Annotated in this window: 24 protein-coding genes and 1 pseudogene; 10 read left to right on the top strand and 15 right to left on the bottom strand. The window is 60.6% G+C overall.

The features are described 5' to 3' along the window. The first annotated feature begins 17 nt into the window (after positions 1 to 17). The 3 genes from QD357_RS18350 to QD357_RS18360 are packed head-to-tail and all read left to right on the top strand — an operon-like array spanning position 18 to position 2,494. Positions 18 to 935, top strand: coding sequence for an ABC transporter permease (locus QD357_RS18350; RefSeq protein WP_414124674.1), 918 nt, complete (start codon positions 18 to 20; stop codon positions 933 to 935). Between the two features lies 1 nt (position 936). Then, positions 937 to 1,758, top strand: a complete 822-nt coding sequence (locus QD357_RS18355) for an ABC transporter permease (RefSeq protein WP_107107301.1) — start codon at positions 937 to 939, stop codon at positions 1,756 to 1,758. A gap of 4 nt (positions 1,759 to 1,762) precedes the next feature. After that, positions 1,763 to 2,494, top strand: a complete 732-nt coding sequence (locus tag QD357_RS18360; RefSeq protein WP_414124675.1) for an aspartate/glutamate racemase family protein — start codon at positions 1,763 to 1,765, stop codon at positions 2,492 to 2,494. A 65-nt stretch (positions 2,495 to 2,559) separates the two neighbouring features. Here QD357_RS18360 and QD357_RS18365 read toward each other — a convergent pair whose 3' ends face one another. Further along, positions 2,560 to 2,868, bottom strand: coding sequence for a hypothetical protein (locus QD357_RS18365; RefSeq protein ID WP_107107299.1), 309 nt, complete (start codon positions 2,866 to 2,868; stop codon positions 2,560 to 2,562). 258 nt (positions 2,869 to 3,126) lie between these two features. Between QD357_RS18365 and QD357_RS18370 the strand changes: the two genes are divergently transcribed. The 4 genes from QD357_RS18370 to QD357_RS18385 all read left to right on the top strand — a co-directional run bounded on the left by QD357_RS18370 (position 3,127) and on the right by QD357_RS18385 (position 6,362). Then, positions 3,127 to 3,576, top strand: a complete 450-nt coding sequence (locus tag QD357_RS18370; protein ID WP_414124676.1) for an ester cyclase — start codon at positions 3,127 to 3,129, stop codon at positions 3,574 to 3,576. Positions 3,577 to 3,735: 159 nt separating this feature from the next. Continuing rightward, the gene (gene ada / locus QD357_RS18375) at positions 3,736 to 4,800 is read left to right on the top strand and encodes a bifunctional DNA-binding transcriptional regulator/O6-methylguanine-DNA methyltransferase Ada (RefSeq protein WP_414124677.1); all 1,065 of its coding nucleotides are present in this window, start codon (positions 3,736 to 3,738) and stop codon (positions 4,798 to 4,800) included. A 72-nt stretch (positions 4,801 to 4,872) separates the two neighbouring features. After that, positions 4,873 to 5,496 (top strand): hypothetical protein, encoded by a 624-nt coding sequence (locus tag QD357_RS18380; protein WP_414124678.1) that lies wholly within the window; start codon positions 4,873 to 4,875, stop codon positions 5,494 to 5,496. A gap of 116 nt (positions 5,497 to 5,612) precedes the next feature. Further along, the gene (locus tag QD357_RS18385; protein WP_414124679.1) at positions 5,613 to 6,362 is read left to right on the top strand and encodes a 2OG-Fe(II) oxygenase; all 750 of its coding nucleotides are present in this window, start codon (positions 5,613 to 5,615) and stop codon (positions 6,360 to 6,362) included. Positions 6,363 to 6,368: 6 nt separating this feature from the next. Here QD357_RS18385 and QD357_RS18390 read toward each other — a convergent pair whose 3' ends face one another. The 6 genes from QD357_RS18390 to QD357_RS18415 form a co-directional block, all read right to left on the bottom strand. Continuing rightward, a complete protein-coding gene (locus QD357_RS18390; RefSeq protein ID WP_107107294.1) occupies positions 6,369 to 7,442 on the bottom strand; it encodes an ABC transporter ATP-binding protein in 1,074 nt (357 codons plus the stop codon). After that, positions 7,439 to 8,368: a PfkB family carbohydrate kinase gene (locus QD357_RS18395; RefSeq protein ID WP_414124680.1), complete on the bottom strand. Its 930-nt coding sequence runs from the start codon at positions 8,366 to 8,368 to the stop codon at positions 7,439 to 7,441. Before QD357_RS18395 ends, QD357_RS18390 begins: the two co-directional genes overlap by 4 nt. Next, a complete protein-coding gene (locus QD357_RS18400; protein WP_414124681.1) occupies positions 8,369 to 9,391 on the bottom strand; it encodes an SIS domain-containing protein in 1,023 nt (340 codons plus the stop codon). Further along, complete coding sequence (locus QD357_RS18405) at positions 9,388 to 10,233, bottom strand: carbohydrate ABC transporter permease (protein ID WP_107107291.1); 846 nt, start codon at positions 10,231 to 10,233, stop codon at positions 9,388 to 9,390. Before QD357_RS18405 ends, QD357_RS18400 begins: the two co-directional genes overlap by 4 nt. Continuing rightward, positions 10,233 to 11,117 (bottom strand): carbohydrate ABC transporter permease, encoded by an 885-nt coding sequence (locus tag QD357_RS18410; protein WP_107107290.1) that lies wholly within the window; start codon positions 11,115 to 11,117, stop codon positions 10,233 to 10,235. The genes QD357_RS18405 and QD357_RS18410 overlap by 1 nt, the downstream gene beginning before the upstream one ends. Positions 11,118 to 11,192: 75 nt before the next feature. Continuing rightward, positions 11,193 to 12,431: an extracellular solute-binding protein gene (locus QD357_RS18415; protein WP_107107289.1), complete on the bottom strand. Its 1,239-nt coding sequence runs from the start codon at positions 12,429 to 12,431 to the stop codon at positions 11,193 to 11,195. 215 nt (positions 12,432 to 12,646) lie between these two features. Between QD357_RS18415 and QD357_RS18420 the strand changes: the two genes are divergently transcribed. Beyond that, complete coding sequence (locus QD357_RS18420) at positions 12,647 to 13,846, top strand: ROK family transcriptional regulator (RefSeq protein WP_107107288.1); 1,200 nt, start codon at positions 12,647 to 12,649, stop codon at positions 13,844 to 13,846. A 35-nt stretch (positions 13,847 to 13,881) separates the two neighbouring features. On the opposite strand, the gene QD357_RS18425 is transcribed toward QD357_RS18420, so the two are convergent. From QD357_RS18425 to QD357_RS18460, 8 genes and pseudogenes are all read right to left on the bottom strand, one after another. Continuing rightward, complete coding sequence (locus tag QD357_RS18425) at positions 13,882 to 14,217, bottom strand: potassium channel family protein (protein ID WP_414124682.1); 336 nt, start codon at positions 14,215 to 14,217, stop codon at positions 13,882 to 13,884. Positions 14,218 to 14,298: 81 nt separating this feature from the next. After that, positions 14,299 to 14,631 (bottom strand): hypothetical protein, encoded by a 333-nt coding sequence (locus QD357_RS18430; RefSeq protein ID WP_107107287.1) that lies wholly within the window; start codon positions 14,629 to 14,631, stop codon positions 14,299 to 14,301. Positions 14,632 to 14,741: 110 nt separating this feature from the next. Further along, positions 14,742 to 15,887 (bottom strand): calcium/proton exchanger, encoded by a 1,146-nt coding sequence (cax, locus tag QD357_RS18435; protein WP_414124683.1) that lies wholly within the window; start codon positions 15,885 to 15,887, stop codon positions 14,742 to 14,744. A gap of 263 nt (positions 15,888 to 16,150) precedes the next feature. Beyond that, positions 16,151 to 16,285: pseudogene (locus QD357_RS18440) on the bottom strand (hypothetical protein); the annotation flags it as partial. 142 nt (positions 16,286 to 16,427) lie between these two features. Continuing rightward, on the bottom strand, positions 16,428 to 16,958 hold the full coding sequence (locus tag QD357_RS18445; RefSeq protein ID WP_414124684.1) for a sarcosine oxidase subunit gamma family protein: 531 nt from the start codon (positions 16,956 to 16,958) through the stop codon (positions 16,428 to 16,430). Between the two features lie 15 nt (positions 16,959 to 16,973). Further along, on the bottom strand, positions 16,974 to 19,937 hold the full coding sequence (locus QD357_RS18450; RefSeq protein ID WP_414124685.1) for a sarcosine oxidase subunit alpha family protein: 2,964 nt from the start codon (positions 19,935 to 19,937) through the stop codon (positions 16,974 to 16,976). After that, positions 19,934 to 20,206 (bottom strand): sarcosine oxidase subunit delta, encoded by a 273-nt coding sequence (locus tag QD357_RS18455; protein ID WP_107107283.1) that lies wholly within the window; start codon positions 20,204 to 20,206, stop codon positions 19,934 to 19,936. The genes QD357_RS18450 and QD357_RS18455 overlap by 4 nt, the downstream gene beginning before the upstream one ends. A gap of 23 nt (positions 20,207 to 20,229) precedes the next feature. After that, complete coding sequence (locus tag QD357_RS18460; protein ID WP_107107282.1) at positions 20,230 to 21,480, bottom strand: sarcosine oxidase subunit beta family protein; 1,251 nt, start codon at positions 21,478 to 21,480, stop codon at positions 20,230 to 20,232. An 89-nt stretch (positions 21,481 to 21,569) separates the two neighbouring features. On the opposite strand from QD357_RS18460, the gene QD357_RS18465 reads away from it, so the two are divergent. Both QD357_RS18465 and QD357_RS18470 read left to right on the top strand, forming a co-directional pair. Beyond that, positions 21,570 to 22,562 (top strand): GlxA family transcriptional regulator, encoded by a 993-nt coding sequence (locus QD357_RS18465; protein WP_107107281.1) that lies wholly within the window; start codon positions 21,570 to 21,572, stop codon positions 22,560 to 22,562. Between the two features lie 37 nt (positions 22,563 to 22,599). Next, on the top strand, positions 22,600 to 23,271 hold the full coding sequence (locus QD357_RS18470; RefSeq protein ID WP_181316011.1) for a helix-turn-helix domain-containing protein: 672 nt from the start codon (positions 22,600 to 22,602) through the stop codon (positions 23,269 to 23,271). The last annotated feature ends 263 nt before the right edge of the window (positions 23,272 to 23,534 follow it).

Below are 23,534 nucleotides of genomic sequence, written 5' to 3' on the forward strand. Positions count from 1 at the left end.
AACGGAGAAACCGGAACATGGCGACGATCGCTTCCTCAGAGACGGACCAGGCAGCGCAAAAAGCGGGTGGCGGACGTGGTTTTGGCGTGCCGCTGCGGTTCGTCTCCTATCTGCAGGCGGCGCCGTTGTTTCTGATTCTGGGCTTCTTCTTTCTGCTGCCGATTGCAATGATCGGCGTCGTCAGCTTTTGGGACTATKATTTCGCCGGTCTCTATCCCGCCTTCCTGACCACGAATTACACCGACACGCTGGGTTCGTGGGTCACCTGGAAGACCTATCTCAACACGCTGAAATTTACCGCCATCGTCTGGGCATTGACGCTGGTGATTGGCTTCTGGGTCGCCTATTTCCTCGCCTTCCATATCCGCCGCACGTCGACGCAGATGATCCTCTTCCTGGTCTGCACCGTGCCGTTCATGACGTCGAACATCATCCGCATGATCTCCTGGATCCCGGTGCTCGGGCGCAACGGGCTCGTCAATTCCACCCTGATCCAGATGGGGCTCATCCCGAAGCCGATCGAATGGCTGCTCTATTCCGATTTTGCCGTCGTGCTCGCCATGGTGCATCTCTATACGCTATTCATGGTGACGCCGATCTTCAACACGCTGATGCGCATCGACCGCTCGCTGTTCGAAGCCGCCCGCGATGCCGGCGCCAGCGGCTGGCAGGTCCTTTGGAACGTGGTGATCCCGCTTGCCAAGCCCGGCATGGCGATCGGCACGATCTTCGTCGTCACGCTGGTCATGGCGGATTTTTCGACCGTGCAGGTCATGTCCGGCGGCCAGAGCGCCTCCATCGCGCTGATGATGAAAAACCAGATGTCGCTGCTGCAATATCCGGCTGCGGCTGCCAATGCGGTGGTGCTGCTGATCCTCGTCCTGCTGATGGTTTCCGCCATCCTGCGGATCGTCGATATCCGCAAGGAGCTTTGAGATGAACCGCGAAAAACGCAGCCTGGAATTCTACGTCCTTGCCATCTTTTTCATTGTCTTCGTGCTGTTTCTCTACGGTCCGCTTTCGGCGATCCTCATCCTTTCCTTCCAGGGACCGGATGGCGGCCTGACCTTTCCGTTGAACGGCGTCTCGCTGCATTGGTTCGCAAACCTGTTTGAGAAGCAGGCGGTCGGCGATTTCGGCGCCTCGTTCCGCCGATCGTTCATGCTGGGGTTGATGGTGATGGTCGTCACGGTCGTCGTGTCGTTGCTGGCCGGCCTGGCCTTTCGCCGCCGCTTCCGCGGAGCATCGTTGCTGTTCTACGCGACGGTCGCCAGTCTGGTGGTTCCGTCTATCATCATCTCTCTCGGCATCGGCGTCGTCTTCCAGCAGGGCGGTCTTGCGCCGGCCTGGTATTCCTCGGCCTTCGGCGCGCATCTGACCTGGACGCTGCCTTTCGGCGTGCTGATCATGTTTGCCGTTTTCAACCGTTTTTCGCCGGCTTACGAGGAGGCCGCGCGCGATCTCGGGGCAACTTCGTGGCAGACCTTCCGCCATGTCGTGCTGCCGATGATCGCACCGAGCCTGATCGGCGTCGGCCTATTCGGCTTCACGCTGTCCTATGACGAGTTTGCGCGCACGTTGATGACATCGGGCACCTACAACACCTTGCCGCTCGAAATCTACGGCATGACCACCAACGTCACCACGCCTGTGCTTTATGCGTTGGGAACGGTGACCACTCTCTTTTCCTTCACCATCATTCTCGTGGCGCTCGGCATCATGACCATGCTCGGCCGCCGGCAGGCCAAGAAAAGCTGACATCATGCGTTTATTGCTTATCAATCCGAACACTAGCGCGTCGATGACCGAGAAGGCTGCGATTGCCGCCCGGGCTGTTGCTGCGTCCGGGACGGAAATTATCGCCGCCACGTCACGGATGGGTCCAGCCTCCATCGAGGGATATTATGACGGTGCGCTTGCCGTTCCCGGCCTGCTGAGCGAACTGAGGGAACGCCGGATAATGGGCTACGAGGCGGCGATCATCGCCTGTTTCGATGATACCGGCCTTGAAGCCGCGCGAGCGTTTTCGGATGTCCCCATTCTGGGGCTTTGCGAATCCGCCGTCGCGACCGCCGGCTTTCTCGCCCAGCGCTTCACGGTCGTGACGACGCTGGAGCGTTCGCGCATCCTGATCGACAATCTCGTTCAGCGTTACGGCATGGGTGGGCGGGCGAAAGTGCGCGCTTCCGATATCGCCGTGCTGGAACTCGAGGATGCCGTCTCTGGCGCAATCGGCAAGTTACGGGCGGAAATCGAACGGGCGCTCGACGAGGACGGGGCGGAGGCGATCGTGCTCGGCTGCGCCGGAATGACTKATCTTGCGCGCGAGTTACAGGCGATCTACGGCGTGCCGGTGATCGACGGCGTCGCGGCGGCGGTCAAACAGGCGGAAGCACTGGTGTCGCTCGGCCTTTCCACCAGCAAGCGCGGCTCCTATGCCTCACCGCTGCCCAAGCCCTTCATCGGCGCGATGAGCGATTTCGCACCGGTGTGAGCCTGCAGTCTCGGCCGGCTTGCGCGGCACGGCGTCGATCAAAAGTCAGCGCTATTTTCAACCGGTCACGGGCGCAGATCGGTGCTGGGGGCGCAGATCCAGATTGGGCAATTGCGCTTGTCCTTCGACGGCACCGAGCTTCGTTCACCGAAGCCGTTGCCGAGGCAGACATCGGAATTGGCGACGGCGCGATCATAGAGCAGGCCACCGGAGCCCCGGGTTGACGGATATTGCAGGATGACCGCGCGGTTTGCCTGAACGAAGGATTGGACTTCGGCGCACGACCTCGTGGCCGTCTGCAGCCGCTGGATTGCGGCTACCGGAGAGGCGGCGAAGACCGCGAACGCGGCAAGCACTATGATTTGAGCTTTCATCTACGTTCTCCCTCTGTAGCCGGCGAACTTTCCCATCAATCCAGTCGGCCGGCACCCCGTTTCTTGCTTTCAAACTTAAGCATCTCCTTTTATGCGCCATCTGTCATCATTCGTGGTGCGAAAGCCTTCGTTCGCCGGACGGATTTGATTGCACGGTAAGAACCGGAGTTTTGACCCCGCCGGATCAGCCTATCCCTTTGCTCAGGTMGTCGATCGAAATCGATGATCCCCGTTGGATACGTCAAAAAGGAAATCCACATGAGCAAAGAAGAAGACAACAAGGCCATCGTCGCGCGTTGGTTCAGCGAATTCTGGGGTGAGACCTGCGACCTGTCTGTCGTTGCCGACCTCGCCGCGCCGGACATGCTGTTGAAATACTCGCTGCACGAGCCGCGTCGCGGCCATGATGACATCAAGGCTTTCATGACCGACTTCCGCACGGCATTCCCGGACCTGAATTTCTGGGGCACCGCCGATCTCATTGCCGAAGGCGACTATGTCGTCGGCCAATGGGAAGGCGGCGGCACGCATACCGGCCCGGCCTTTGCCGACTTTCTGGTCGGATCGCTGCCGGCTGCGACCGGTCGCAAGATGCACTTCACCGGTACCACCATCCTGCGCATAGAGAATGGCAGGATCGCCGAGGAAATCGGCCTTGACGACGGTGTGACGGCCCTCACGCAGCTCGGCCTTATCAAGGCCGCCTGATGCAGGGTCGCCGCCCATCATCCGGGCGGCGACCTCCTGATGATCTCCGGTCACGTAGGAATCGGGTGGCTGTGCGGCTCTTTCGCTGCCAAGAATGATGGACTTACGCCGGAACACACAGGGACGAGTGATATGACCGTGATGCCCAGAAACCGGATGATGTTTACACAAACGGCGGTGGCCGACGATCCGCGTTGGGCGCGGATCGTCGCCCGAGACCGGACCGCTKACGGCTATCTCTGGTATTCGGTGGCAACGACTGGCGTCTATTGCCGACCCTCCTGCCCTTCGCGAACTGCAAACCCCAAGAATGTGCAACTGCATGATTCGCTCGAAGCCGCCAAAGCAACGGGCTTTCGCGCCTGCAAGCGATGCAAGCCGGATAGTCTTTCCGCAGCCGGAGAGAACGCAGCCATCATCGCGCGCATTTGCCGATTGATCGAAGAGAGCGAGGAGGAACCGTCTTTGCACGAACTCGCGGATGCGGCCGGACGCAGCGTCAGCCATTTCCATCGGTTGTTCAAATCGGCAACCGGCCTGACGCCCAAGGACTATGCCTCGGCGCATCGCGCGGCGAAAGTCCGTGAAGGCCTTGCGAACGGCAACAGCGTGACCGAGGCGATCTATGATGCCGGGTTCAATTCGAGCGGGCGCTTCTATGAGAAATCCACCGATATGCTCGGAATGACGCCGACTCACTATCGATCGGGAGGTGCTGATGAAGATATCCGTTTCGCGGTCGGTCAATCGTCGCTGGGTGCGATCCTGGTTGCGTCGAGCAGGAAAGGCGTGGCGTCCATTCTCCTCGGCAGCGATCCCGACGCGCTGCTGCGCGATCTTCAGGATCGTTTTCCCAATGCCAACCTGATCGGTGCCGATGGGGATTATGAGGCCCTTGTGGCGCGTGTCGTCGGCCTAGTGGAGGCGCCAGGTCTTGGGATCGATTTGCCGCTCGACGTTCGCGGTACGGCGTTTCAGCAGCGGGTTTGGCAGGCGCTGCGGGAAATCCCGGCGGGCCGGACCGTCTCCTACGCGGAAATCGCCCGCCGGATCGGCTCGCCCAAGGCGGTGCGCGCCGTTGCCGGAGCATGCGCGGCCAACAATCTGGCTGTCGCAATTCCATGCCATCGGGTGGTGCGAAACGACGGTTCGCTTTCCGGCTACGCCTGGGGCGTGGAGCGAAAACGTGTTCTGCTGGATCGCGAAGCGACCCAAGTTCGCTGAGAGCCGGATGAGCGACGCTTTCGGCTCGCGGTATATCTGGCGCATGCCGCCCGAGCGGGGCAATATGCTGACATGAGTGCTCCCCTTCAGAACCGTGTGACACCCTTCGGCGATATCGTGGCGATCTCGCAACGAGGATTGTTCACAGGCAATCGCGGCATCATCCACGATCCGGCGACGAAAACGCTGCTGAATAAGCGCTGGTCGAGCAAGGCATGGCTGGTTTGCGCTCGCGAATACAAGGGGCGGCGCCGCGATGTCATGGCCAACCGGAGCTGGACCGAGCTCTTTTTTCTGGACGAAGCGGTGGCATTAGCCGCGGGTCACCGTCCCTGCTTCTTCTGCCGGCGGGACGACGCCAAGGCATTTCGCGCGGCATGGGCAGGCGCGAGAGGGCAAGCTGAACCCTCGGTCGGTGCAATGGACGCCGTTCTCCATAGTGAACGCATGGAGCGCGGACGCAAACGGATACATCCGCTTCCCGGACCGCTCTCCGAGCTGCCGGATGGTGCGGTTATCCTGGCATCCGGTGCGGCTTGTACGATCGCCGCCGGTCGCGCCTTTCGTTGGACCGAGCATGGCTATGAACCGCCGGAAAAGCTCATCCACGCCGAAGGCATGTTGACGCCACCTTCCACATTCATGGCCCTTCGCGCCGGCTATCGGCCGATCCTTCATCCCATGATTCGGAAGTAAAATTGTCTTTCCCAGCCGAGACTTGCCGATTTGAAAGCAAGGACCGGAGTGCGGACGGATGGCTTCAGCCCTATTGTCGCCCGCAGCAACGCCCTCATCGATAAGGAGGCTAGATCATGAATGCCCATTCGAAGCTTAGTCCATCGGGCTCTTCAGTCCTGTCCGCAGAAGAGCGCGTCGCTGGGTATAACTGGCAGACGCTGTCGGAGGAGCTGAGCGGGTTCGGCTGCGCGGTCATGGAGAAGCTGCTGTCGCCTGAGGAGTGCCGGGAAATCGCCGGCCTTTATCCGCAGGAAGAGCATTTCCGCAGCCATATTCACATGGCGCGCCATGGGTTCGGCAAAGGCGAATACCGCTATTTCAAATATCCGCTGCCGGATGTGCTTGGCAGTCTGCGCACGGCGCTCTATCCGCGGTTGGCCGAGGTTGCCAGCGATTGGAACATCCGCATGGGCATCGATCAGCGCTATCCTGCAAACCATGCGGCCTTTCTCAAGCAGTGCCATGATCAAGGCCAGACGCGGCCGACGCCGCTGCTGTTGCAATACGTCCCAGGCGACTTCAATTGCCTGCACCAGGACCTCTATGGCGACCTGGCATTCCCGCTGCAGGTGGCAATCCTGCTTTCCGAACCGGGCAAGGATTTCACCGGCGGCGAGTTTGTTCTGACGGAGCAGCGCCCGCGCATGCAAAGCCGCGTCGAGGTGGTGCCGCTGCGCCAGGGGGACGCTGTCGCCTTTGCGGTCCACAATCGCCCAGTCCAGGGCTCCAAGGGGAGCTATCGCGTCAACCTTAGGCACGGCGTCAGCCGTCTTCGATCGGGTATGCGCCATACCGTCGGCATCATCTTTCACGATGCGAAATGAGCGAGCCTAACGGAGGCAGCTAAGCCCGGTTTCTGCGTCAAAGAGATGTATTGCTTCATCGTCGAAGAACAGAGTCATCTTCCGATCGGCGCTGATCGGCGTGCGGGGAGCAAGGCAAGCGGTCAGCCGCTGATCTCCGGCAATGGCGGAGACCACGAGTTCGGGACCGGTCAATTCGGCGATTTCGGGCGTTGCCTCGATGGATAGAGCGCCCTGTTCCAGACGCAGTGCTTCAGGCCGTATGCCGAGAATGACATGCTGGCCTTCTTTGACCTTCCCTTTGAAGCGTTCGGGGAGCGGCAGCCGAGCGCCGGCGCCTTCCAATAGCAGCCCATCGGCGCGAACCGTGGTCTTCAGGAGATTCATCGGCGGTACGCCGACGAAGGTTGCCACATAGAGCGTTGCGGGACTGTTATAGATCTCCTCCGGCGTGCCCAACTGCTCGATCCTTCCGTCCCGCATGACCGCGATCCGGGTGGCGAGCGTCATCGCCTCGATCTGATCGTGGGTGACGTAGACGACCGTCGTCTTCAGCATCTGATGAAGACGCTTGAGCTCCGTGCGCATTTCCATGCGCAGTTTGGCATCGAGGTTCGAAAGCGGCTCGTCGAAAAGGAAGACTTCCGGCTTCCGCACAAGGGCGCGGCCGATCGCTACGCGCTGCCGTTGGCCGCCGGAAAGCTGGCTCGGCTTGCGATCCAGCAGATTTTCGATCTGAAGCAGTCTCGCAGCCTCGCGCACGGCCTTGTCGCGCTCCGCCGTCGGCACTTTGCGCATCTCAAGGCCGAAGCCGATGTTGCGGTGGACCGTCAAGTTTGGATAGAGCGCATAGGATTGGAACACCATGGCAATGTCGCGGTCTTTGGGATGCACGCCCAGAACCGAGCGATCACCTATCCGCACATCGCCACTGGTCGCCTCGGCAAGACCGGCGATGATGTTCAGCAGCGTGGACTTGCCGCAGCCGGAAGAGCCGAGCAGCACCAGGAATTCGCCGCTCTCAAGCGCGATATCGATGCCCTTCAGCGTTTCGACCTGACCATAGGTCTTGCGGATATTCTGGATCTCGAGCGCGCTCATCGTGCGGCCTCCTTCGTCGCGTTGAGCTCGCTATAGCTGCGGGGCAGGGTGGAAATGGCGCGCGAGGCGACCTCCGTTCCAGCAGCCAAACAGGTGGAAAGTATTTCGCCGCGGGCAAGTGCGGCCAGAAATGCGGCATTGAAGACGTCGCCGGCGCCGATCGTATCCACGACTTTCACCTGGGGCGCGGTGGCGGCAATGAGTGCTCCATCACCGTCGATGGCGATCGCGCCGTCAGAACCGCGTTTGACGACGACGATCGCCCCTTCGGGCATATGCGAGCGGAGATGGCGTGCGGCGTCTGGAGGATCGTCCAAACCTGCGAGCGTGGTCGCTTCCACCTCATTCAACAGGGCAATGCGGCAGCGCGACAGCCACCCGCGCGTGGCGGTGCAATTTTCATCCGTCCAACCATTGAGCGGCCATCCGGTATCGAGTGCGAGCGCGATCCCGTGACTATCGGCCCAGTCGAACAATGCGCCGTAATCCTGCGTCAGGTCGTCCGTCAGGAAGGGACCGCAGAGAAGGGCATAACCGCCGGAAAGCGTTGATCCGTCGAGAACGGCAAAGACATCGGCAAGGCTGAGGCGCGGCAGGTGGCCGCGCGTCGTGAAGAACGTGCGTTCGCCGTCCGGATGGGTGATCCCCACCGAAAGCGTCGTGCGCTCAGGGTGCACGGGCMACTTCGCAGCCCGTTCGCCGAAAGCTTGGGCAAGCCAGTGGCCGAACTCATCGCTGCCGACACTTGCCGCGATCTCGAAGTCGACGCCCATGCCTTCCCAGGCAAGCGCGCTATTCCCCGCTGCGCCGCCGACACGCAGTTCGTCATGGTCGACGATGATCTCCGTGCCTGCCTTCGGCCAAGGTGCGGCAGGCCCGAGGATCAGGTCGACATTGACATTGCCGATGACTGCAAGCGGCTTCATTCATTCACTCCGGGTAATTTTCGTCGATCGGACCGGCGTTCCTGCATTCTCGACGCGGGCTTCCGCAAAGGCGATCATCAGCCGTTGCGCGATCGGCAGCATGGCGAAGATCGCCGMAAGACCGGTCGCCGGCTCGAAGCGAAGGGTCACGGCGCCCGCCACCGGCTCCTCACCGGATGCATCGAAGACGACGGTCGGCGCGCCGGTTTCCACGGCGGAGACGATCATCGCGGTGACAAGACCCGCCGTATTGTCCCGCCCGCGAAACAGGACGACGCCGATGTTCGGCCCGAGCATTTCCATAGGCCCGTGGCGAAGCTGTCCGCCTTCGAGCGAGAAGCAGGGGCGGCGGGACAGCTCCGTCAAACCGAGCGCAAGCGCCTCCGCAACACCCTGCAATTTGCGGCCGGACGTGACGACTGTGTCGATAGTCGCGAGTGCGGAAAGTGCCGGCGCGATATCGACGTCTCGAGGGGATTTCAAAACGGCAAGTGCCGCCACCGGGTCTTCGCCGAGCGCGGCAAGGATTGCGAGATGGAGGGCAAACGTGACGGTCAGACTGCGTGTTGCCGCAAAGGCCAGTTCCGTGCCGCCGGCGCCGACCAGGGATGGTGCAGCCTTTGCCAGGAACGAGCCGCCTTCGAGCGTCAGCCCGAATGTCTCGTCCGTGCCGCCGGTTTCGTTGAACCAACGGACKACTTCGGCGCTTTCGCCGGATTGCGAGGTAACGAAGACCGTTCGGCCCTCCAGCATCAACGGCTGGCCGAGCTGCTCGGAGAGCGGCAAGGCGATCGCATCAATGCCAAKAGCGCGATAAAGCGGCTCGACCGCGCGGTTCACCGCATGCGATCCACCCATGCCGAGGAGCAGGAGCTTCCCCGTTTTCTTCAGCGAGGAGGCTGCCTTTGCGGCCATTTCGGCAGCGCCTTGGTAGGAGGCGATGGCATCGGCATGCTGGCGCGCCATTTCGCGATCGATCGCGACAAGCCCTGTCAGTCGTGTCTTTTGTCCGGTCATGGTCATCCCTTGACGCCGCCGCTTGTCAGCCCCGAAATCAGGGCGCGTTGCATGACGAGACCGACTAGCACCGGGGGCAGGGCGGCAAGCACACCGGCGGTCGCAATCAGTCCGTAATCGGATACACGTCCGCCTGCCAAGTCGGCGATGGCGACGGTCAGGGTCTTCGCCCGCTGGTCTGACGTAAAGAGCAGCGCATAGAAGAATTCATCCCAGGCCAGCAGGAACGCGAAGAGCGCCGATGTCGCGATCACCGGCATGGCAAGCGGCAGCGTGATGATCTTCAGCGTCTGGAAGAGGCCGGCGCCGTCGATCATGGCTGCGGATTCGATCTCTTTCGGAATGGAATCGAAACCAGATTTCATGAGCCAGGTCGTGAACGGCGCGAGGATGGTGAGATAGACGAGCGCAAGCCCGAAGACGTTGTTCAGCATGCCGAGATAGGCAAGGCCCATATAGAGCGGCACGGCGAGCGCCACCGGCGGCAGCATGTAGGTGCCGATCACCATGGATAGCGACCAGCCGACGGACGGGGTGCGCGACACGGCCCAGCCCGCCGGGATGGCAAGCGCAATAGCCGCGATCGTCGCCATAGCCGCGATTTCGATGCTGTTGCGCAGCGAGGAGGTGAATGCAGCGCCGGTACTGTTCTCGATCGTCGAGAACAGCAGCCGGTAACGGGAAAAATCGGCCGTCTGCGGCCACCAGCGCAGCGGTTTCGCCGCGAGATCGGCGGCCGGCGAAATGCTCATGACGAACAGCCAGAGGATTGGCGCGAGAATGACGGCAGCAAGCAGCAGTGCCGCGACATAGATGAAGACGGTGAAGATCGGGCTCCGGCGTTCCATCAGGCAGCACTCCCAACCGTCTTGCGCACCAGCGCGGCGTAGCCGGCGGCGAGCACTGTCACCAGCAGCGTCACCATCAACGCCAATGACGCGCCGGATCCGGCCCGCTGGAAGGAGAAGGCCTCCTGATAGACAAGGATCGACAATGTCCGCGTGCTGTTGGCGGGGCCGCCGCGCGTCATGACCCAGATGATGTCGAAGACCTTGAAGGCTTCGATGGTCCGCAGCACCAGCGCCACCATCAGCGGACCCGCGAGATAGGGCAGGATCACGAAGCGAAAGCGGGCAATCGGTCCGGCGCCGTCGACCAGCGAGGCGGCGGTGATATCGCGCGGAACGGCCTGCAGCGCCGCCAGAGCAATCAGCGCGACGAGGGGAAAGTTCTTCCAGCAATCGGCGACGATCAGCGCCGAAAGGGCAGTGGCGGGCTCTCCCAGCCATGAGCGATAAGCATCGATCAGGCCTAGCTGCGTCAGCGCCGCGTTCAAGGCGCCGTATTCCGGATTATAGATCAGCCGCCAGAGCGTCGCGTTGACGACGGTCGGCAGAGCCCAAGGCAGGATCATCAGTGCACGCAACGCCGTGCGGCCGCGGAATTCCTGATTGAGCAGCAATGCGGCAAGCACGCCGATCACCATCTCGGCGGCAACGGAAATGATCGCAAACAAGGCGGTCGTGACAAGGGTCCGCTGGAAGTTCGAACCTGAGATCATCTTCGTGTAGTTATCGATCCCGACGAAACTGCCTTCAGTGCCGACGAGCTTGGCGTCAGTGAAGGAGAGACGGACGGTATCCACCAGGGGCCATCCGATAACGGCGATCATGACCACGAGGAGCGGCAGCATCAAAAGCCACGCGCGGGTCGTCATCCAGGTGCCGGACATTTTTAGGCCACCCTTTTTATTTGTCGGACTGGATTGGAAACGGGCGGCGCTTTGCGCCACCCGTTGGCGGCGGCATTAGAGACCGCTGTTATCGGCAGCCGATTTCAAAGCGTCTTCCGGCGAGGACTGACCGAGCAGCGATTCCTGGATCGCCTGCTGAAGTGCTGTCGAAAGCTCCTGATATTTCGGTGTCGTCGGGCGCGGGTACATGGCTGCAAGGCCGACCTTTGCCGCGGCGATCAGTTCTTCCTGCCCCTTGGTGACGGCCGGGTCCTCGTAGGAGGATGCCCAGATCGGCAGGCTGAGCTTTGCATATTGGTTTTGCGTMGGCTGCGAGGTCATGAAGCTGATGTATTTCCAGGCTTCGTCCGGATGCTTACTGGCTGCGGTGATGCCAAGGCCCATCGAACCGTTCACGGCGGAGGCGTCGCTCTTGCCCGCTACGCCCGGCGCCGGCACGACACCGACCTTGCCGGCCACTTTGCTGTCCTTCGGATCGTTCGCCATATTGTACATGTAGGTCCAGTTCAGCGCGAAAGCGGCATCGCCGTTTTCGAAGACCTTGCGGACGTCTTCTTCCAGGAATTCCTTGGAGTTCGGATTGGTCAGGCCGGATTTATAGCTCGAAACCATATACTTCAGGGCATCAAGGCCGCCGCCCGTCTGGAAGGCCGGCTTGCCGTCCTTCAGGAAGTCACCCTTATAGGCGCTGACGAGCGTCGTGTAATCGCAGATCGCGGCTTCGGCCTGTGACCAGCTCCAGGCGATCGGCGTTGCCAGCAGCCCCTTGTCCTTGATGGTCTTTGCCTGTTCGGTGAGTTCGTCCCAGGTCTTCGGCGGGTTCTTGATGCCGGCTTTTTCCAGGATTTCCTTGTTGTAGAACAGATACTTGGTATCGAGAATCCACGGCATGCCGAAATATTTGCCGTCATATTGCACGGTGGTCCAGGCGCCGGGCAGTACGCCCTTTTTCATGTCGTCGGTGATGCGCGAGGACACGTCGACGAGCACTTTGTTCGTCGCATATTCGGCCGGCCAAATCACGTCGAAGAGGACGACGTCATAGCCGCCGCCTGAGCCCTGTGCCAGCACGGTCTTATCGTGCAGGCCTTCATAGGGAACGAATTCGAGCTTGACCTTGATATCGGGATTAGCCTTGGTAAAGGCGTCGGTCATGGCGCGCACGTCGGCTTCGCTATAGGCGGCCTGCGCCATGAAAAGCGCGTTGATCGTCGTTTCGGCCAATGCATGCGATGCAAAAGACGCGCCGATCAGCGCGGCGCCAAACAACGTCTTGCTTAGGGATTTCAACATTCCACCCTCCAGTTTTTGACTTTCACGCGATTTCCGATGGCGGCTCTCACCGCGACCGGTTGTTAAAAAGCAGCCGGGAGCCGGATGTCCGACTCTCATCGGCGGGCCACTGCCGGCCCATTTGTTCCCACGAAACTCTTCGGTTTCTCATTAAGTCAATTGTCTTGACTTAATTACTTCTTCAATATTCTACTGGTGTCAAGAGGGAATTGCACATGAACGATAGCCGCCCGATCCGGGCCAAGAGCGGCACCAATCACGAAGGCACCAGCGCTCATAACCGACGCGTTATGATCGATGCTCTGCGCGTCAATGGAGCGCTTTCACGGGCGGATCTGGCGCGCGCCACCCGGCTGACCAAGCAGACGGTTTCCAACATCATCGACGAACTTGAGCGCGATGGTCTCGTGGCATCGCGGCAGACGGTGCGCAATGGCCGCGGGCAGCCTTCGACGCCCTACGCTCTGGTCCCGGAAGGTGCGTTTGCGATCGGCCTTCAAATCGACCGGCATATGACGAGAGCGATTGCCGTCGATCTCATTGGAAATGTGCTGGTGCGGCTGGAGGCGAAGCTTCCCTCGGGTGGACCGACGACAGGCGCCAAGGTCATTCTCGACCTTGTCGCGGATGTTCGGCAGCAATTGGCAGTGGTCGCGCCGCAATCCGAGGAGAAGCTGGTCGGCCTCGGGGCGGCGATGCCAGGTCCCTTCGGCCTTGCCGGCAACGGCGACGATCCCTGGATGATGGAGGCCTGGCAGAAGTTTCCCTTGCTTGAAACCCTTGCCGTCGGCACCGGCCTTAATGTCAGCATCCAAAACGATGCCGCCGCGGCGACGATTGCCGAGCGAATGGTAGGCGCCGCGCACGGGCTGGATCATGCGGTTTGCCTCTATGTCGGCTACGGCATCGGTGCCGGCCTTGTTCTCGGCGGCGAGCTCTATACCGGCGCKAACGGCAATGCCGGCGAAATCGGCATGGCCTTGCTCGCCGTCGGAGGCAAGTCGACGCCCCTCGAACATCGCGCGTCGCTGGCATCACTCTATCAATATCTATCGCTCGATCCGGCCGATCCGGATCTTTATGCCAAGATCCATGATCTCGTATCGGCCGACGATCGCAGGATCATCGAATGGATCGAAGCGGCCGCCTCGGATCTCAGATGGAGCGTGCATTTGATCGAAACCATCTTCGATCCGCAGACCGTCATCCTATGCGGCAGCGCACCACGGATTCTGGTGGACCGACTCATCACAGCCATGGGTTCGTTGCTGCCCTCGATCGCCGAGCGTCGCGATCGGACCGTTCCACGCTTACAGATCGGCATGGCCGACCCCTGGTCCGTCGCACTCGGAGCTGCCGCCGGACCAATCAGCCGTGAATTCGATCCGCGCTATGCTGCGATCTTGAAAGACTAGCTGTCGGTGCTGGTCTGCGGACAGCCAACCGCAACTCAAGAGCCGCCGGAAGCATCATCCCGTTCTACTCGATCGCGATCTACTGCATTGAGTGCCTGAACACTGACGGCGGCAACCAGGCCTGTCAGAATGATGCCGGAAAGACCGATCATAAGAGCCAATAGCCGCGCTACAGTGTGCTTGGGCGCAAGATCGCCGTAGCCGATCGTAAGCCCCGTGACGAAGGTGAAATACAGGGTTTCCCCGAGCCGCCAATCCTCGATCTGTCCGATGACCAGGCCGCATCCGATCATGACAATAAGCATTCCCGAAAAGATCGGCCACAATATGCGAACCTGCTGGAAGAGCGCGGCGAAAAACAGTCTTCTCATTCCCTTCGTTTGAGACCGTTTACCTCCCGCCATAGGCTCCTGCCTTTCGATTTATGGTCCTCGCAAACAGGGTGGCACTGTTCAGTCGCCGGGACCATCATAGTCGTGGTCGTCGTCGAATGCGGATGGATCGACCACGGCGATCAGGAAGACGCGCCAGCTTTTGTCATCTTCATCGGATGAAGAGGAGGCCGCAGCGGCGCGTCTGGTTTGCCAGATCTCGAGCTCCCTGGGGTTCGGTTCCCGCAGCCGCATTTTTGAAACACCGTCCCATAGCGAGCGGCCTTGATTTTGGAGAATGCGTAGGTCCCGCAGGAGCAGCGTGTCTGCGAGCCGCGTCGTTGCCTCGACATCGTTCGCCGCTTCGAACGCCAGGACGCCACGCCCGGAAATTTCGGCCACATAGAGGCTCATCTTCGATCCCTTGTCTGGTTGTAAAAAGGTATGCGAAGCGCAGGCGCTGACATTGTGGAGGTCGCAAGCGACTTTTCTGACTGTGCCCCTCCATAAGTGGTGCCGTTAGATTAAGACGGAGTTGCCGGAGGCAAGACAAACAACGTAAACGCAAAGATGGCATAAAGCGCCAGGGCCATGACACCCGCGTACCAGGCTCCACGACCACCATTGGACAAAAGAGCCGCCGCCATTGCGGCGACGACCATCATCGTGACGGCACCCCGCCAGAACTGAAGCGTCATGGGTTCAGGGCCGATGAAATAGCTGACAAGCACCAAAATCGGCGCGACGAAGAGGGCGATCTGAACCGCACTGCCCAACGCGACCCCGACACTGAGATCCAGACGATTTGCGCGGGCGGCCGAAAATGCGGTTGTCATTTCCGCTGCCGCGCCCACCAGAGCGACGACGATGAAACCTACGAAGGCCGGCGTCATTCCCAGCTGCTCGGCGGCGACCTGGACCGATCCCACGAAGATCTCGCTAACCAGCGCGACCAGCAGCGTGACGACGACCAGCATGACTATGCTCAGTTTTACCGGCCACAGCTTTTCGTGTTCTTCGGCATGGCTGACGCTGGCGAAAAGCTCTCGGTGCGTCCGCAGCGAAAACAACATGCCCAGCGCGTAGACGACGATGAGAATGATGGCCAATCCCAAGCTCAGCTTCTGGGAAACGGTGAGCGCGGGTGGCTGATCCACTTCGCTGATCAGCGAAGGAACTAGGACGGCGATCGTCGCCAGAAACAATAGGCAGGCCTGAAACCTGGCATTGATCCGGTTGAACTCCTGAAGGTGATACTTCAGACCTCCGAACAGGAATGCTCCGCCCAGCATGAAGAGGGTGTTGGTCACAATCGCACCCGCTATCGACGCCTTGACCAAGAGGTATTGACCGGCCTGGAGAGCCGCGAGCGATATAACCAGTTCGGTCAGATTGCCGAGGGTGGCGTTGAGCAGGCCGCCGACGGCATCTCCGGTTTTGGCGGCGACCGCCTCGGTGGCGCGGCTGAGCAGTGCCGCCAGAGGGATGATCGCCAGGACCGACATAACGAAGAGCAGCGTGTGCGCTTCGGGGGAAAACCGTTCCAGAAGGATCACGACCGGCACGAATATGATGAGCGCGAGAATCGGCGTCTGACGAATTTCGTTCACAACAGTGCTTCCCACTGAAGACGACGACGCCACCGACGGTTTTTCCTGAATAGTGCCCATGACCCAGGCCCCGGCATGGAATGACCAAGGGCTAAAATACCACCTTTCCTAGTCGATGTCGCGGCCGTCGATTGATGGCTTTTGGTGTGGAGACATGACGATATTAAGCGTCTCGGCCAGCGGATCGACCGTTCCGGCTCCGAAGGTGACGCTTATCGGCCGGTGGTATTTGCCGCTCACTACCACATATTGACCGCCCAGCCGGCGGGTCTGGTTGGCAAGCGTGCCTGATATCAGCGTCTTGCGGCTTTCGGGGCTCCTCGAAAATCGTCGAGCGCGTTGGCCATCGCTGCGATCGCCTCATGCCGCGTCGGTGCCCAGGAGCAGAGCTTGGCGATCATCGGATCGTAGTACATCGAGATCTCGCCGCCCTCATAGACGCCGGTGTCACGATCCACGCCCATCCAAGCCTCGGTGAAGCCCTACAGGAGGCGAGCTTTGCGGCACTCGGTCATGCCATACATGTCTGATGGTTTGTCGGATCTAGTCTTCAGCTTCGGGTCCGCTCACGCGGCTTAGAGAGGTGTAGCCGTCGTACTCTTAGCTGAACTCCACACTCATCCGCGCCAGATCGTCCCAAAGGCTTTCGGCAAAGCCTCGGAGTACGATCAGTTCAAACGCCTCTTCCTCTGTGCGCGTCAGATGCACGGTAATATGACCGATGAGGGTCGTGGTTGACTGTCCGACTGAGAATTCGGCGAGTGCAAAATCCACCGCAGTGCCCTTGGCGAGAACACGCGTTGCCATGGAACCGCGGATGGCAATCCGCACGCGCCCGTGGCTCTGATCCACTACATCCGCTTTGGGTTTCAATATCGCCTTCAGGTCATTCAGTTCAGCAAACGGGAACGGCGCGGCGCTGACCGCAAACCATTGCCCCGGAGACAAAGTGCGAAGCGAGAGACCTGCGGCTTTGGCTTCCGCGTCGAGTGCGGGGGCCTTCGGACTGGAGGTATTGGCCAGCAGATGCAGAACCGTTCCTTCAGGAAGCGCTTCGATATGCACGCCAGATCGAGAGATCGGCGGTCGGCCAGCCAATGCGGGGCGAAGCGTGACGCGGAATTCGGACATCAGATATCTCCCGGTTTAGACATGTAGCTTTTCATTGGCGGGATCGTAGAAGACTGGACTGCACAATCGGGCGGGCGTGAATTCGCCGCGCAGACCATTCCAGACCAGCACTTCTTCTCCATGGCGTTCTGAACCGCGGCGCACGAGGGCGAGGCCGATGGTCGAGCCAAGATGCGGCGAATAGCAGCTTGAGCTCACATAGCCCTGATCGTTTTCCAGCGTCGGAGCCGCACCTTTCTCCAGAATATGTGAGCCGGTGCGGAAGCTTGTTGCCTCATCGAGTGGCACCACCCCAACAAGCTGTTGGCGTTGCGGGTCGTTCAACCCTTTGCGCTCCAGCATCCGTTTGCCGATGAAATCCGGTTTCGTAGCCGAGACCATCTTCGCGAAACCGAGATCGCCCGGCACGACAGTACCGTTGATCTCGTTATGGGTGACATGGCCCTTCTCGATACGCAGCACGGACAGGGTCTCGACGCCGTAGGGCTGGATGCCGTGGTCGGCGCCGGCCTCCGTGATCGCGTCGGCTACGGCCTCTCCATAACCCGCCGGCACGGCCAGCTCATAGGCCAGTTCGCTGGAGAAGGAGATGCGGAACAGCCGGCCATGCACCTGGCCACCGAGGAGCGAAACCTCCGATGCGGCCAGGAAGGGAAAGGCGTCGTTAGAAATATCGGCATCAACGATACGTTMGAGGATCGCTCGCGATTTAGGCCCGGCAATTGCCATCTGTGCCCACTGGTCTGTGACCGAGGCAAGCCGGACGTCGAGTTCCGGCCACAGCGCCTGCGCGCAAAATTCCAGATGATTCATGACGCCTGCGGCATAGGCCGTCGTCGTGGTCATGAAGTAGCGGTTCTCATCGAGGCGGCTCGTGGTGCCGTCGTCATAGATCATGCCGTCTTCGCGCAGCATCAGACCGTAGCGGGCCTTGCCGACCGGCAGCTTAAGGAAGGCATTGCAATAGACCCGGTTGAGAAATTCGGCCGCATCCGCGCCGGTGATCTCGATCTTGCCGAGCATCGAGACATCGCAAAGACCGGCGTTGAGGCGGACGTTTCTGACTTCTCGGTCAACGCTTTCGCGCCAGCCGGTTTCGCCCGCACGCGGGAACCAGGCGGAACGATACCAGAGGCCGGTTTCGACAAAGATTGCGCCGTTCTTCTTCGCCCAGTCGTGCAGCGGCGATTTGCGCACCGGCTGTAAATGGCTGCCATGCGAGGGGCCGGTCAGCGCACCGAAGGAAACTGGCGTGTAGAACGGCCGGAAGGTGGTCGTGCCGACCTCGGCGGGGGAAATGCCGCGGGCTTCCGCGAGCAGGGCGATGGTATTGATATTGGAAAGCTTGCCCTGATCGGTCGCCATGCCATTGGTTGTGTAGCGCTTGGCAAGCTCCACATGACCATAGCCTTCCTGCACGGCAAGATGGAGATCCTTGCGGTGGACGTCGTTCTGGTAATCGACGAAGGCCTTGCCGCGCACGCCCGGTATGGTCCAGAGCGGCTTGGCCGGCGGCGACGAGATCTCGCCGGAGACGGCGCCGAAACCGGGCTTGGCGGCGGCAAAGCCGAGTTCCACCGCAATGGCCGCGCCCTTTGCAGCGCCATCTTCCAAACAGGCCGCCAAACMATCGATGCCGGCAGCGGCACCCGCCAGAGCCAATCCCTTCAGACCCGAGGGGGCTAGGAAAGCCGAGAGCTCATCGGACCATTGCGGCTTGCCGCCGCGATGGCAGGCGAGGTGAATGACCGGGCTGAAACCGCCGGACATCGCGAGCGCATCGACCTTCAGCGATTCACTGCCGCTGCGGCTATCAATTGTGATGCCGGACAGCACCTTGCCGCCGGTGGCATCCCTGACGACCGCGCCCGAAACGATCCGGGCTCGGCCCGTGTAGGCGGAAGGTGTGGCCGCGCGGCTGTCGATAATCGCCGTCGGTACGATGCCGGCAGCTTCGAGATCCTGCGCCAGCGCATAACCACTGTCGTTGGTGGTGAAGATCGCCACCTGGCGGCCGGGCGCAACGGCGTAGCGGTTGAGATAGCTGCGCATCGCGCCTGCCATCATCACCCCCGGGATATCGTTGCCGCCGAAGACGAGCGGGCGTTCTTCGGCGCCGGTGGCGAGCAGCGCCCGCTTGGCGACGATGCGCCAAAGACGCTCGACGGGAAGCTTGCCGGACGGGATGGCGATATGTTTCTGAACGCGCTCGACGGCGCCGAAGACATTGCCGTCATACCAGCCGAAGACCGTGGTACGCGGCATGACCGTGACATTCGGCAGGGCAGCGAGTTCGGCCAGCACGTCCTTCACGAAGGCCTGCGCCTTTGCTCCGCCGATCGCCGCAGTTTCCGACAACAGGCCGCCACCCGGCTGCGCATGTTCGTCGGCTATGATCACCCGCGCGCCGGCACGCCCTGCTGAGAGCGCTCCAGCAAGGCCGGCGGCGCCGGCGCCGACGACCAGCAGGTCGCAATGTGCCCAGCTTTTCTCATAGGCATCCGGGTCGGCTTCGTAGGTCGCGCGGCCGAGACCGGCGGCGCGGCGGATGAAGGGTTCGTAGAGCTTTTCCCAAAGGCCCGCCGGCCACATGAAGGTCTTGTAGTAGAAGCCGGCGCCGAGGAAAGGCGACAAGAGGCTGTTCAGCGAGCCGATGTCGAAATCGAGCGACGGCCAGCGGTTCTGGCTTTTCGCTTCCAGCCCCTGGTAAAGCTCCTGCATCGTTGCGCGTGTGTTGGGCTCGGTGCGTCCGCCCTGGCCGATCGTCATCAGCGCGTTGGGCTCGGCGGCACCGGCGGTCAGGATGCCGCGCGGGCGATGGTATTTGAAGCTGCGGCCGACCAGCAGGCGGCCGTTCGCCAGCAGCGCCGATGCGAGGCTGTCACCCTCGAAGCCCTGCATGCGCTGGCCGTCGAAGGAAAAGGAGAGGGGTTTGCTGCGTTCGACAAGTCCGCCGGCGGGAAGGCGATGAGGGGTCATGCGGTCACCTCGCGGCGCAGGGCTGCATCGCGGCTTTCGAAAATCTCATGGGTTGCGGTGTCACGGGTAACTACCAGCCAGCGACGGCAGCCGGAGGTGTGGTGCCAATATTCCTGATAGGCGCCGCGCGGATTGTCGCGCAGATAGACATAGTCGAACCAGGTTTCCCCGTCTGCTTCGGGCGAGGGGCGGCTCAGCGCGGCACCCTTGACGGTGAATTCTTCCTTGGGTCTTTTGCCGCAATGCGGGCAGGCGACGAGGCTGGCCATTTCGGTGTCCTTGCTACTGCGGATCAGTGCAGATTGGGTTGGGCGCCCTGGCCCTTTTCGTCGATCAGATAGCCGCGCTCGAAACGGTCGAGGCGCATCTGCCGCGTGGTGGGATGCGGCGTGTCCTTGGCCAGCAGATGGGCGAAGCAGAAGCCGGAAGCGGGCGTGGCCTTGAAGCCGCCATAGCACCAGCCGGCATTGAGATAGAGGTTGCCGATCGGCGTCTTGTCGATGATCGGCGAACCGTCCATCGACATGTCCATGATGCCGCCCCAGGAGCGCAGCACACGGACGCGCGACAGCGCCGGGATCATCGCCTTGCCGGCTTCCGCGACATGCTCGACTGTCGCGAGATTGCCGCGCTGGGCGTAGGAATTGTAGCCGTCGATATCGCCGCCGAAGACGAGGCCGCCCTTGTCGGACTGAGACACGTAGAAGTGTCCTGCGCCGAAGGTGCAGACGCAATCGATAAAGGGCTTCAGACCCTCGGAGACGAAAGCCTGCAGCACATGGCTTTCGATCGGCAGTTTCATGCCGGCCATCTCCGCGACGCGGGACGAGTTGCCCGCCGCCGCCAGCGCCAGCTTGCCGCAGCCGATGAAGCCTTTGGTCGTCTCGACGCCGACCACGCGGCCGTTTTCCTGGCGGATTCCGGTCACTTCGCAGTTCATGACGATGTCGACGCCCCGGCTGTCGGCGCCGCGTGCATAGCCCCAGGCGACGCCGTCATGACGTACTGTGCCGCCGCGGCGCTGCAGAAGCCCGCCCTGGATCGGGAAGCGGGCATTGTCGAAGTCGAGGAAGGGCAGCATCGCCTTGATGGCGGCGCGGTCGAGAAGGTCGGCATCGACGCCATGCAGCCGCATGGCATTGCCGCGCCGCGTATAGGCATCGCGCTGCGCATCCGAGTGATAGAGGTTTACCACACCGCGCTGCGACACCATGGCGTTGAAATTGAAATCCTGTTCGAGCCCTTCCCAGAGCTTCATCGAAAGTTCGTAGAAGGGGTTGTTGCCTTCCAGCAGGTAGTTCGAGCGGATGATTGTCGTGTTGCGCCCGACATTACCGGAGCCGATATAGTTCTTTTCAAGCACGGCAACGTTGGTGATGCCGAATTCCTTGGCGAGATAGTATGCGGTAGCGAGACCGTGACCGCCGCCACCAACGATGATGACATCGTAATGTGGCTTGGGCTGCGGCTCGCGCCATGCGGCGCCCCAGGTGCGGTTGCCCCGCAAGCCCTTCAGTAAAATGGATAGAGCCGAATATTTCATGTCCCGATCTCACGTTGATATCGATTGACCTAACATGCCTTTCATCGCAATTATTGCTGTAGAAGGACGTATTTCATGTGTTTTGGGACATGACCGACAAAAGCATGACACAAAGGATCGGGTTCGTACCGGTCCGCAATTTCGCTCTCATGAGCTATGCCTCGGCGACCGAACCATTGCGGGCGGCCAATCTCATCTCTGGAAGCCCTTTGTACGAGGTTGTTCCACTTTCGGTGAATGCAGCTTCAGTAAGCTGTTCGGCGGGCTTTGACCTGAAATGTCAGGACTTGGCCGAAACGGGAGACACCTTTCACACCATCTTCGTCTGCGCGGGCGGTGGTCCTGCAGACTGGGCCGGGGCAGATAGTCTTTATCCCCATCTGCGGAAGCTCGCTCGACAGGGCGTGAAGATTGGCGCGATTTCGAGCGGAGCCTATATGCTCGCAGCCGCCGGCCTCCTTGATCATCATGAATTTACGATCCACTGGGAACATGCCGCATTGTTGCGCGAGACGTTTCCTCACCTCACACCAAGACAGACGAGATTTGTTATCGACGGAGCACGAATCACGTGCGGCGGCGGCGTGGCACCATTGGATATGATGCACGCCCTCATCACCGATCGTATGGGAGCCGATTTCGCACGGCGAGTGAGCGATTGGTATCTTCACACAGCGGTTGGAGATTCGGTGGATCCTCAGAGAGGTTCATCCGCCGAACGGTTTGGGACCCATCACCGCGTCCTTCTTTCCGTGTTGGAGAAGATGGAGATCTCCATAGAAAACCCTCTTAGCCGGGACGCGATGGCGACGTGGGCGGGCGTGAGTACCCGTCACCTGAACCGACTGTTTATCGAGCATCAGGATACGACCTTTTCCAGCGCCTACCGTGCGATACGTCTGAAGCATGCCCGGCGATTGATAGAGCAGAGTGCCTTGTCGGTCTCACAAGTTGCCTTTGCGACGGGATTTTCCAACGCCGCACAGTTCTCGAACGCCTTCACAGCATTCTTTGGCTTGCGCCCCAAGGATGCACGACGTGCAGCGAAGACTGCACGAAGCGCAGAATATGCTTTAGAGTAAGATCTGAGAATCCAACGACGCGGAAAGCGACGCATAAATGACTGCAGAAAAACTCGCGGAAGCGATGGCCGTAAAACACTGGCTTGATCAAAATCCCCACGCTGTCCGTGAACCACGTGAAAACAATCTTGAGCTGGCTATCGGCCACGCTGTCAAGGAGTGCCGTAAGAAGCTGAACATCACCATCGCGGATCTGGCGAGCGCAACGGGTGTTTCATCCGGAATGCTCTCGAAGATCGAACGCGGCAACATCTCCCCCTCGCTCGGCACTTTGCAATCTCTGTCCAAGGCGCTCGGCGTGCCGATCACGACCTTTTTTCGCGGATACGAGGAGCCACACAAGGCTACGTTCGTGAAGTCGGGGCAGGGGCTGAATATCGAGCGAAGAGGCACGCGTGCTGGCCACCAGTATAGCCTGCTTGGACATATCGATAACAACACAACCGGCGTTTCGGTTGAGCCCTATCTCATCACGCTGACGACAGCGTCGGATGTTTTCCCGACATTCCAGCACGATGGGATGGAGTTCCTTCATATGCTCGAAGGTCGAGTTGTTTATCGGCATGGCGACCAGCTCTATGACATGGAGCCGGGGGACAGCCTTTTCTTCGACGCTGACGCTCCGCACGGACCGGAACAGCTCGTTCAGCTTCCATGCCGTTATCTTTCGATCATTTCCTATCCAAACAAAGCTGGCAGCGAAGCCTGACCGGCTTCTGGCCTGTCGAATTGCGCAGACATCGCGGCCTTTGGCATCCTTGTAGAGCCAAAGGCCGCTGCTTTTGCGCGCCGATTTCCCTGAATGTATTTCCAGTGCGTCCACTCAATGGGCATTTGCCCCATTTTGCCGCGCATCTTTTACGCATTCTGCCCATCGCCTAACCAAAATGTTTCTTCTTACGAACATTTAGTTCTTCCGAGTTGATCTAGGATAATCTGCGTGCTAGCTGTTTCTCCATCAACTGAACGGAG

This window comes from Rhizobium sp. BR 317 (assembly GCF_047445835.1).
Classification (GTDB): Bacteria; Pseudomonadota; Alphaproteobacteria; order Rhizobiales; family Rhizobiaceae; genus Rhizobium; species Rhizobium paranaense.

Bases quoted from the DNA above. Each gene is read 5' to 3' on its own strand.
- QD357_RS18355 (WP_107107301.1), top strand. From the start codon at position 937: ATGAACCGCGAAAAACGCAGCCTGGAATTCTACGTCCTTGCCATCTTT.
- QD357_RS18365 (WP_107107299.1), bottom strand. From the start codon at position 2,868: ATGAAAGCTCAAATCATAGTGCTTGCCGCGTTCGCGGTCTTCGCCGCC.
- QD357_RS18370 (WP_414124676.1), top strand. From the start codon at position 3,127: ATGAGCAAAGAAGAAGACAACAAGGCCATCGTCGCGCGTTGGTTCAGC.
- QD357_RS18380 (WP_414124678.1), top strand. From the start codon at position 4,873: ATGAGTGCTCCCCTTCAGAACCGTGTGACACCCTTCGGCGATATCGTG.
- QD357_RS18385 (WP_414124679.1), top strand. From the start codon at position 5,613: ATGAATGCCCATTCGAAGCTTAGTCCATCGGGCTCTTCAGTCCTGTCC.
- QD357_RS18390 (WP_107107294.1), bottom strand. From the start codon at position 7,442: ATGAGCGCGCTCGAGATCCAGAATATCCGCAAGACCTATGGTCAGGTC.
- QD357_RS18405 (WP_107107291.1), bottom strand. From the start codon at position 10,233: ATGGAACGCCGGAGCCCGATCTTCACCGTCTTCATCTATGTCGCGGCA.
- QD357_RS18410 (WP_107107290.1), bottom strand. From the start codon at position 11,117: ATGTCCGGCACCTGGATGACGACCCGCGCGTGGCTTTTGATGCTGCCG.
- QD357_RS18425 (WP_414124682.1), bottom strand. From the start codon at position 14,217: ATGAGAAGACTGTTTTTCGCCGCGCTCTTCCAGCAGGTTCGCATATTG.
- QD357_RS18430 (WP_107107287.1), bottom strand. From the start codon at position 14,631: ATGAGCCTCTATGTGGCCGAAATTTCCGGGCGTGGCGTCCTGGCGTTC.
- cax (WP_414124683.1), bottom strand. From the start codon at position 15,887: ATGGGCACTATTCAGGAAAAACCGTCGGTGGCGTCGTCGTCTTCAGTG.
- QD357_RS18445 (WP_414124684.1), bottom strand. From the start codon at position 16,958: ATGTCCGAATTCCGCGTCACGCTTCGCCCCGCATTGGCTGGCCGACCG.
- QD357_RS18455 (WP_107107283.1), bottom strand. From the start codon at position 20,206: ATGGCCAGCCTCGTCGCCTGCCCGCATTGCGGCAAAAGACCCAAGGAA.
- QD357_RS18460 (WP_107107282.1), bottom strand. From the start codon at position 21,480: ATGAAATATTCGGCTCTATCCATTTTACTGAAGGGCTTGCGGGGCAAC.
- QD357_RS18465 (WP_107107281.1), top strand. From the start codon at position 21,570: ATGACCGACAAAAGCATGACACAAAGGATCGGGTTCGTACCGGTCCGC.
- QD357_RS18470 (WP_181316011.1), top strand. From the start codon at position 22,600: ATGACTGCAGAAAAACTCGCGGAAGCGATGGCCGTAAAACACTGGCTT.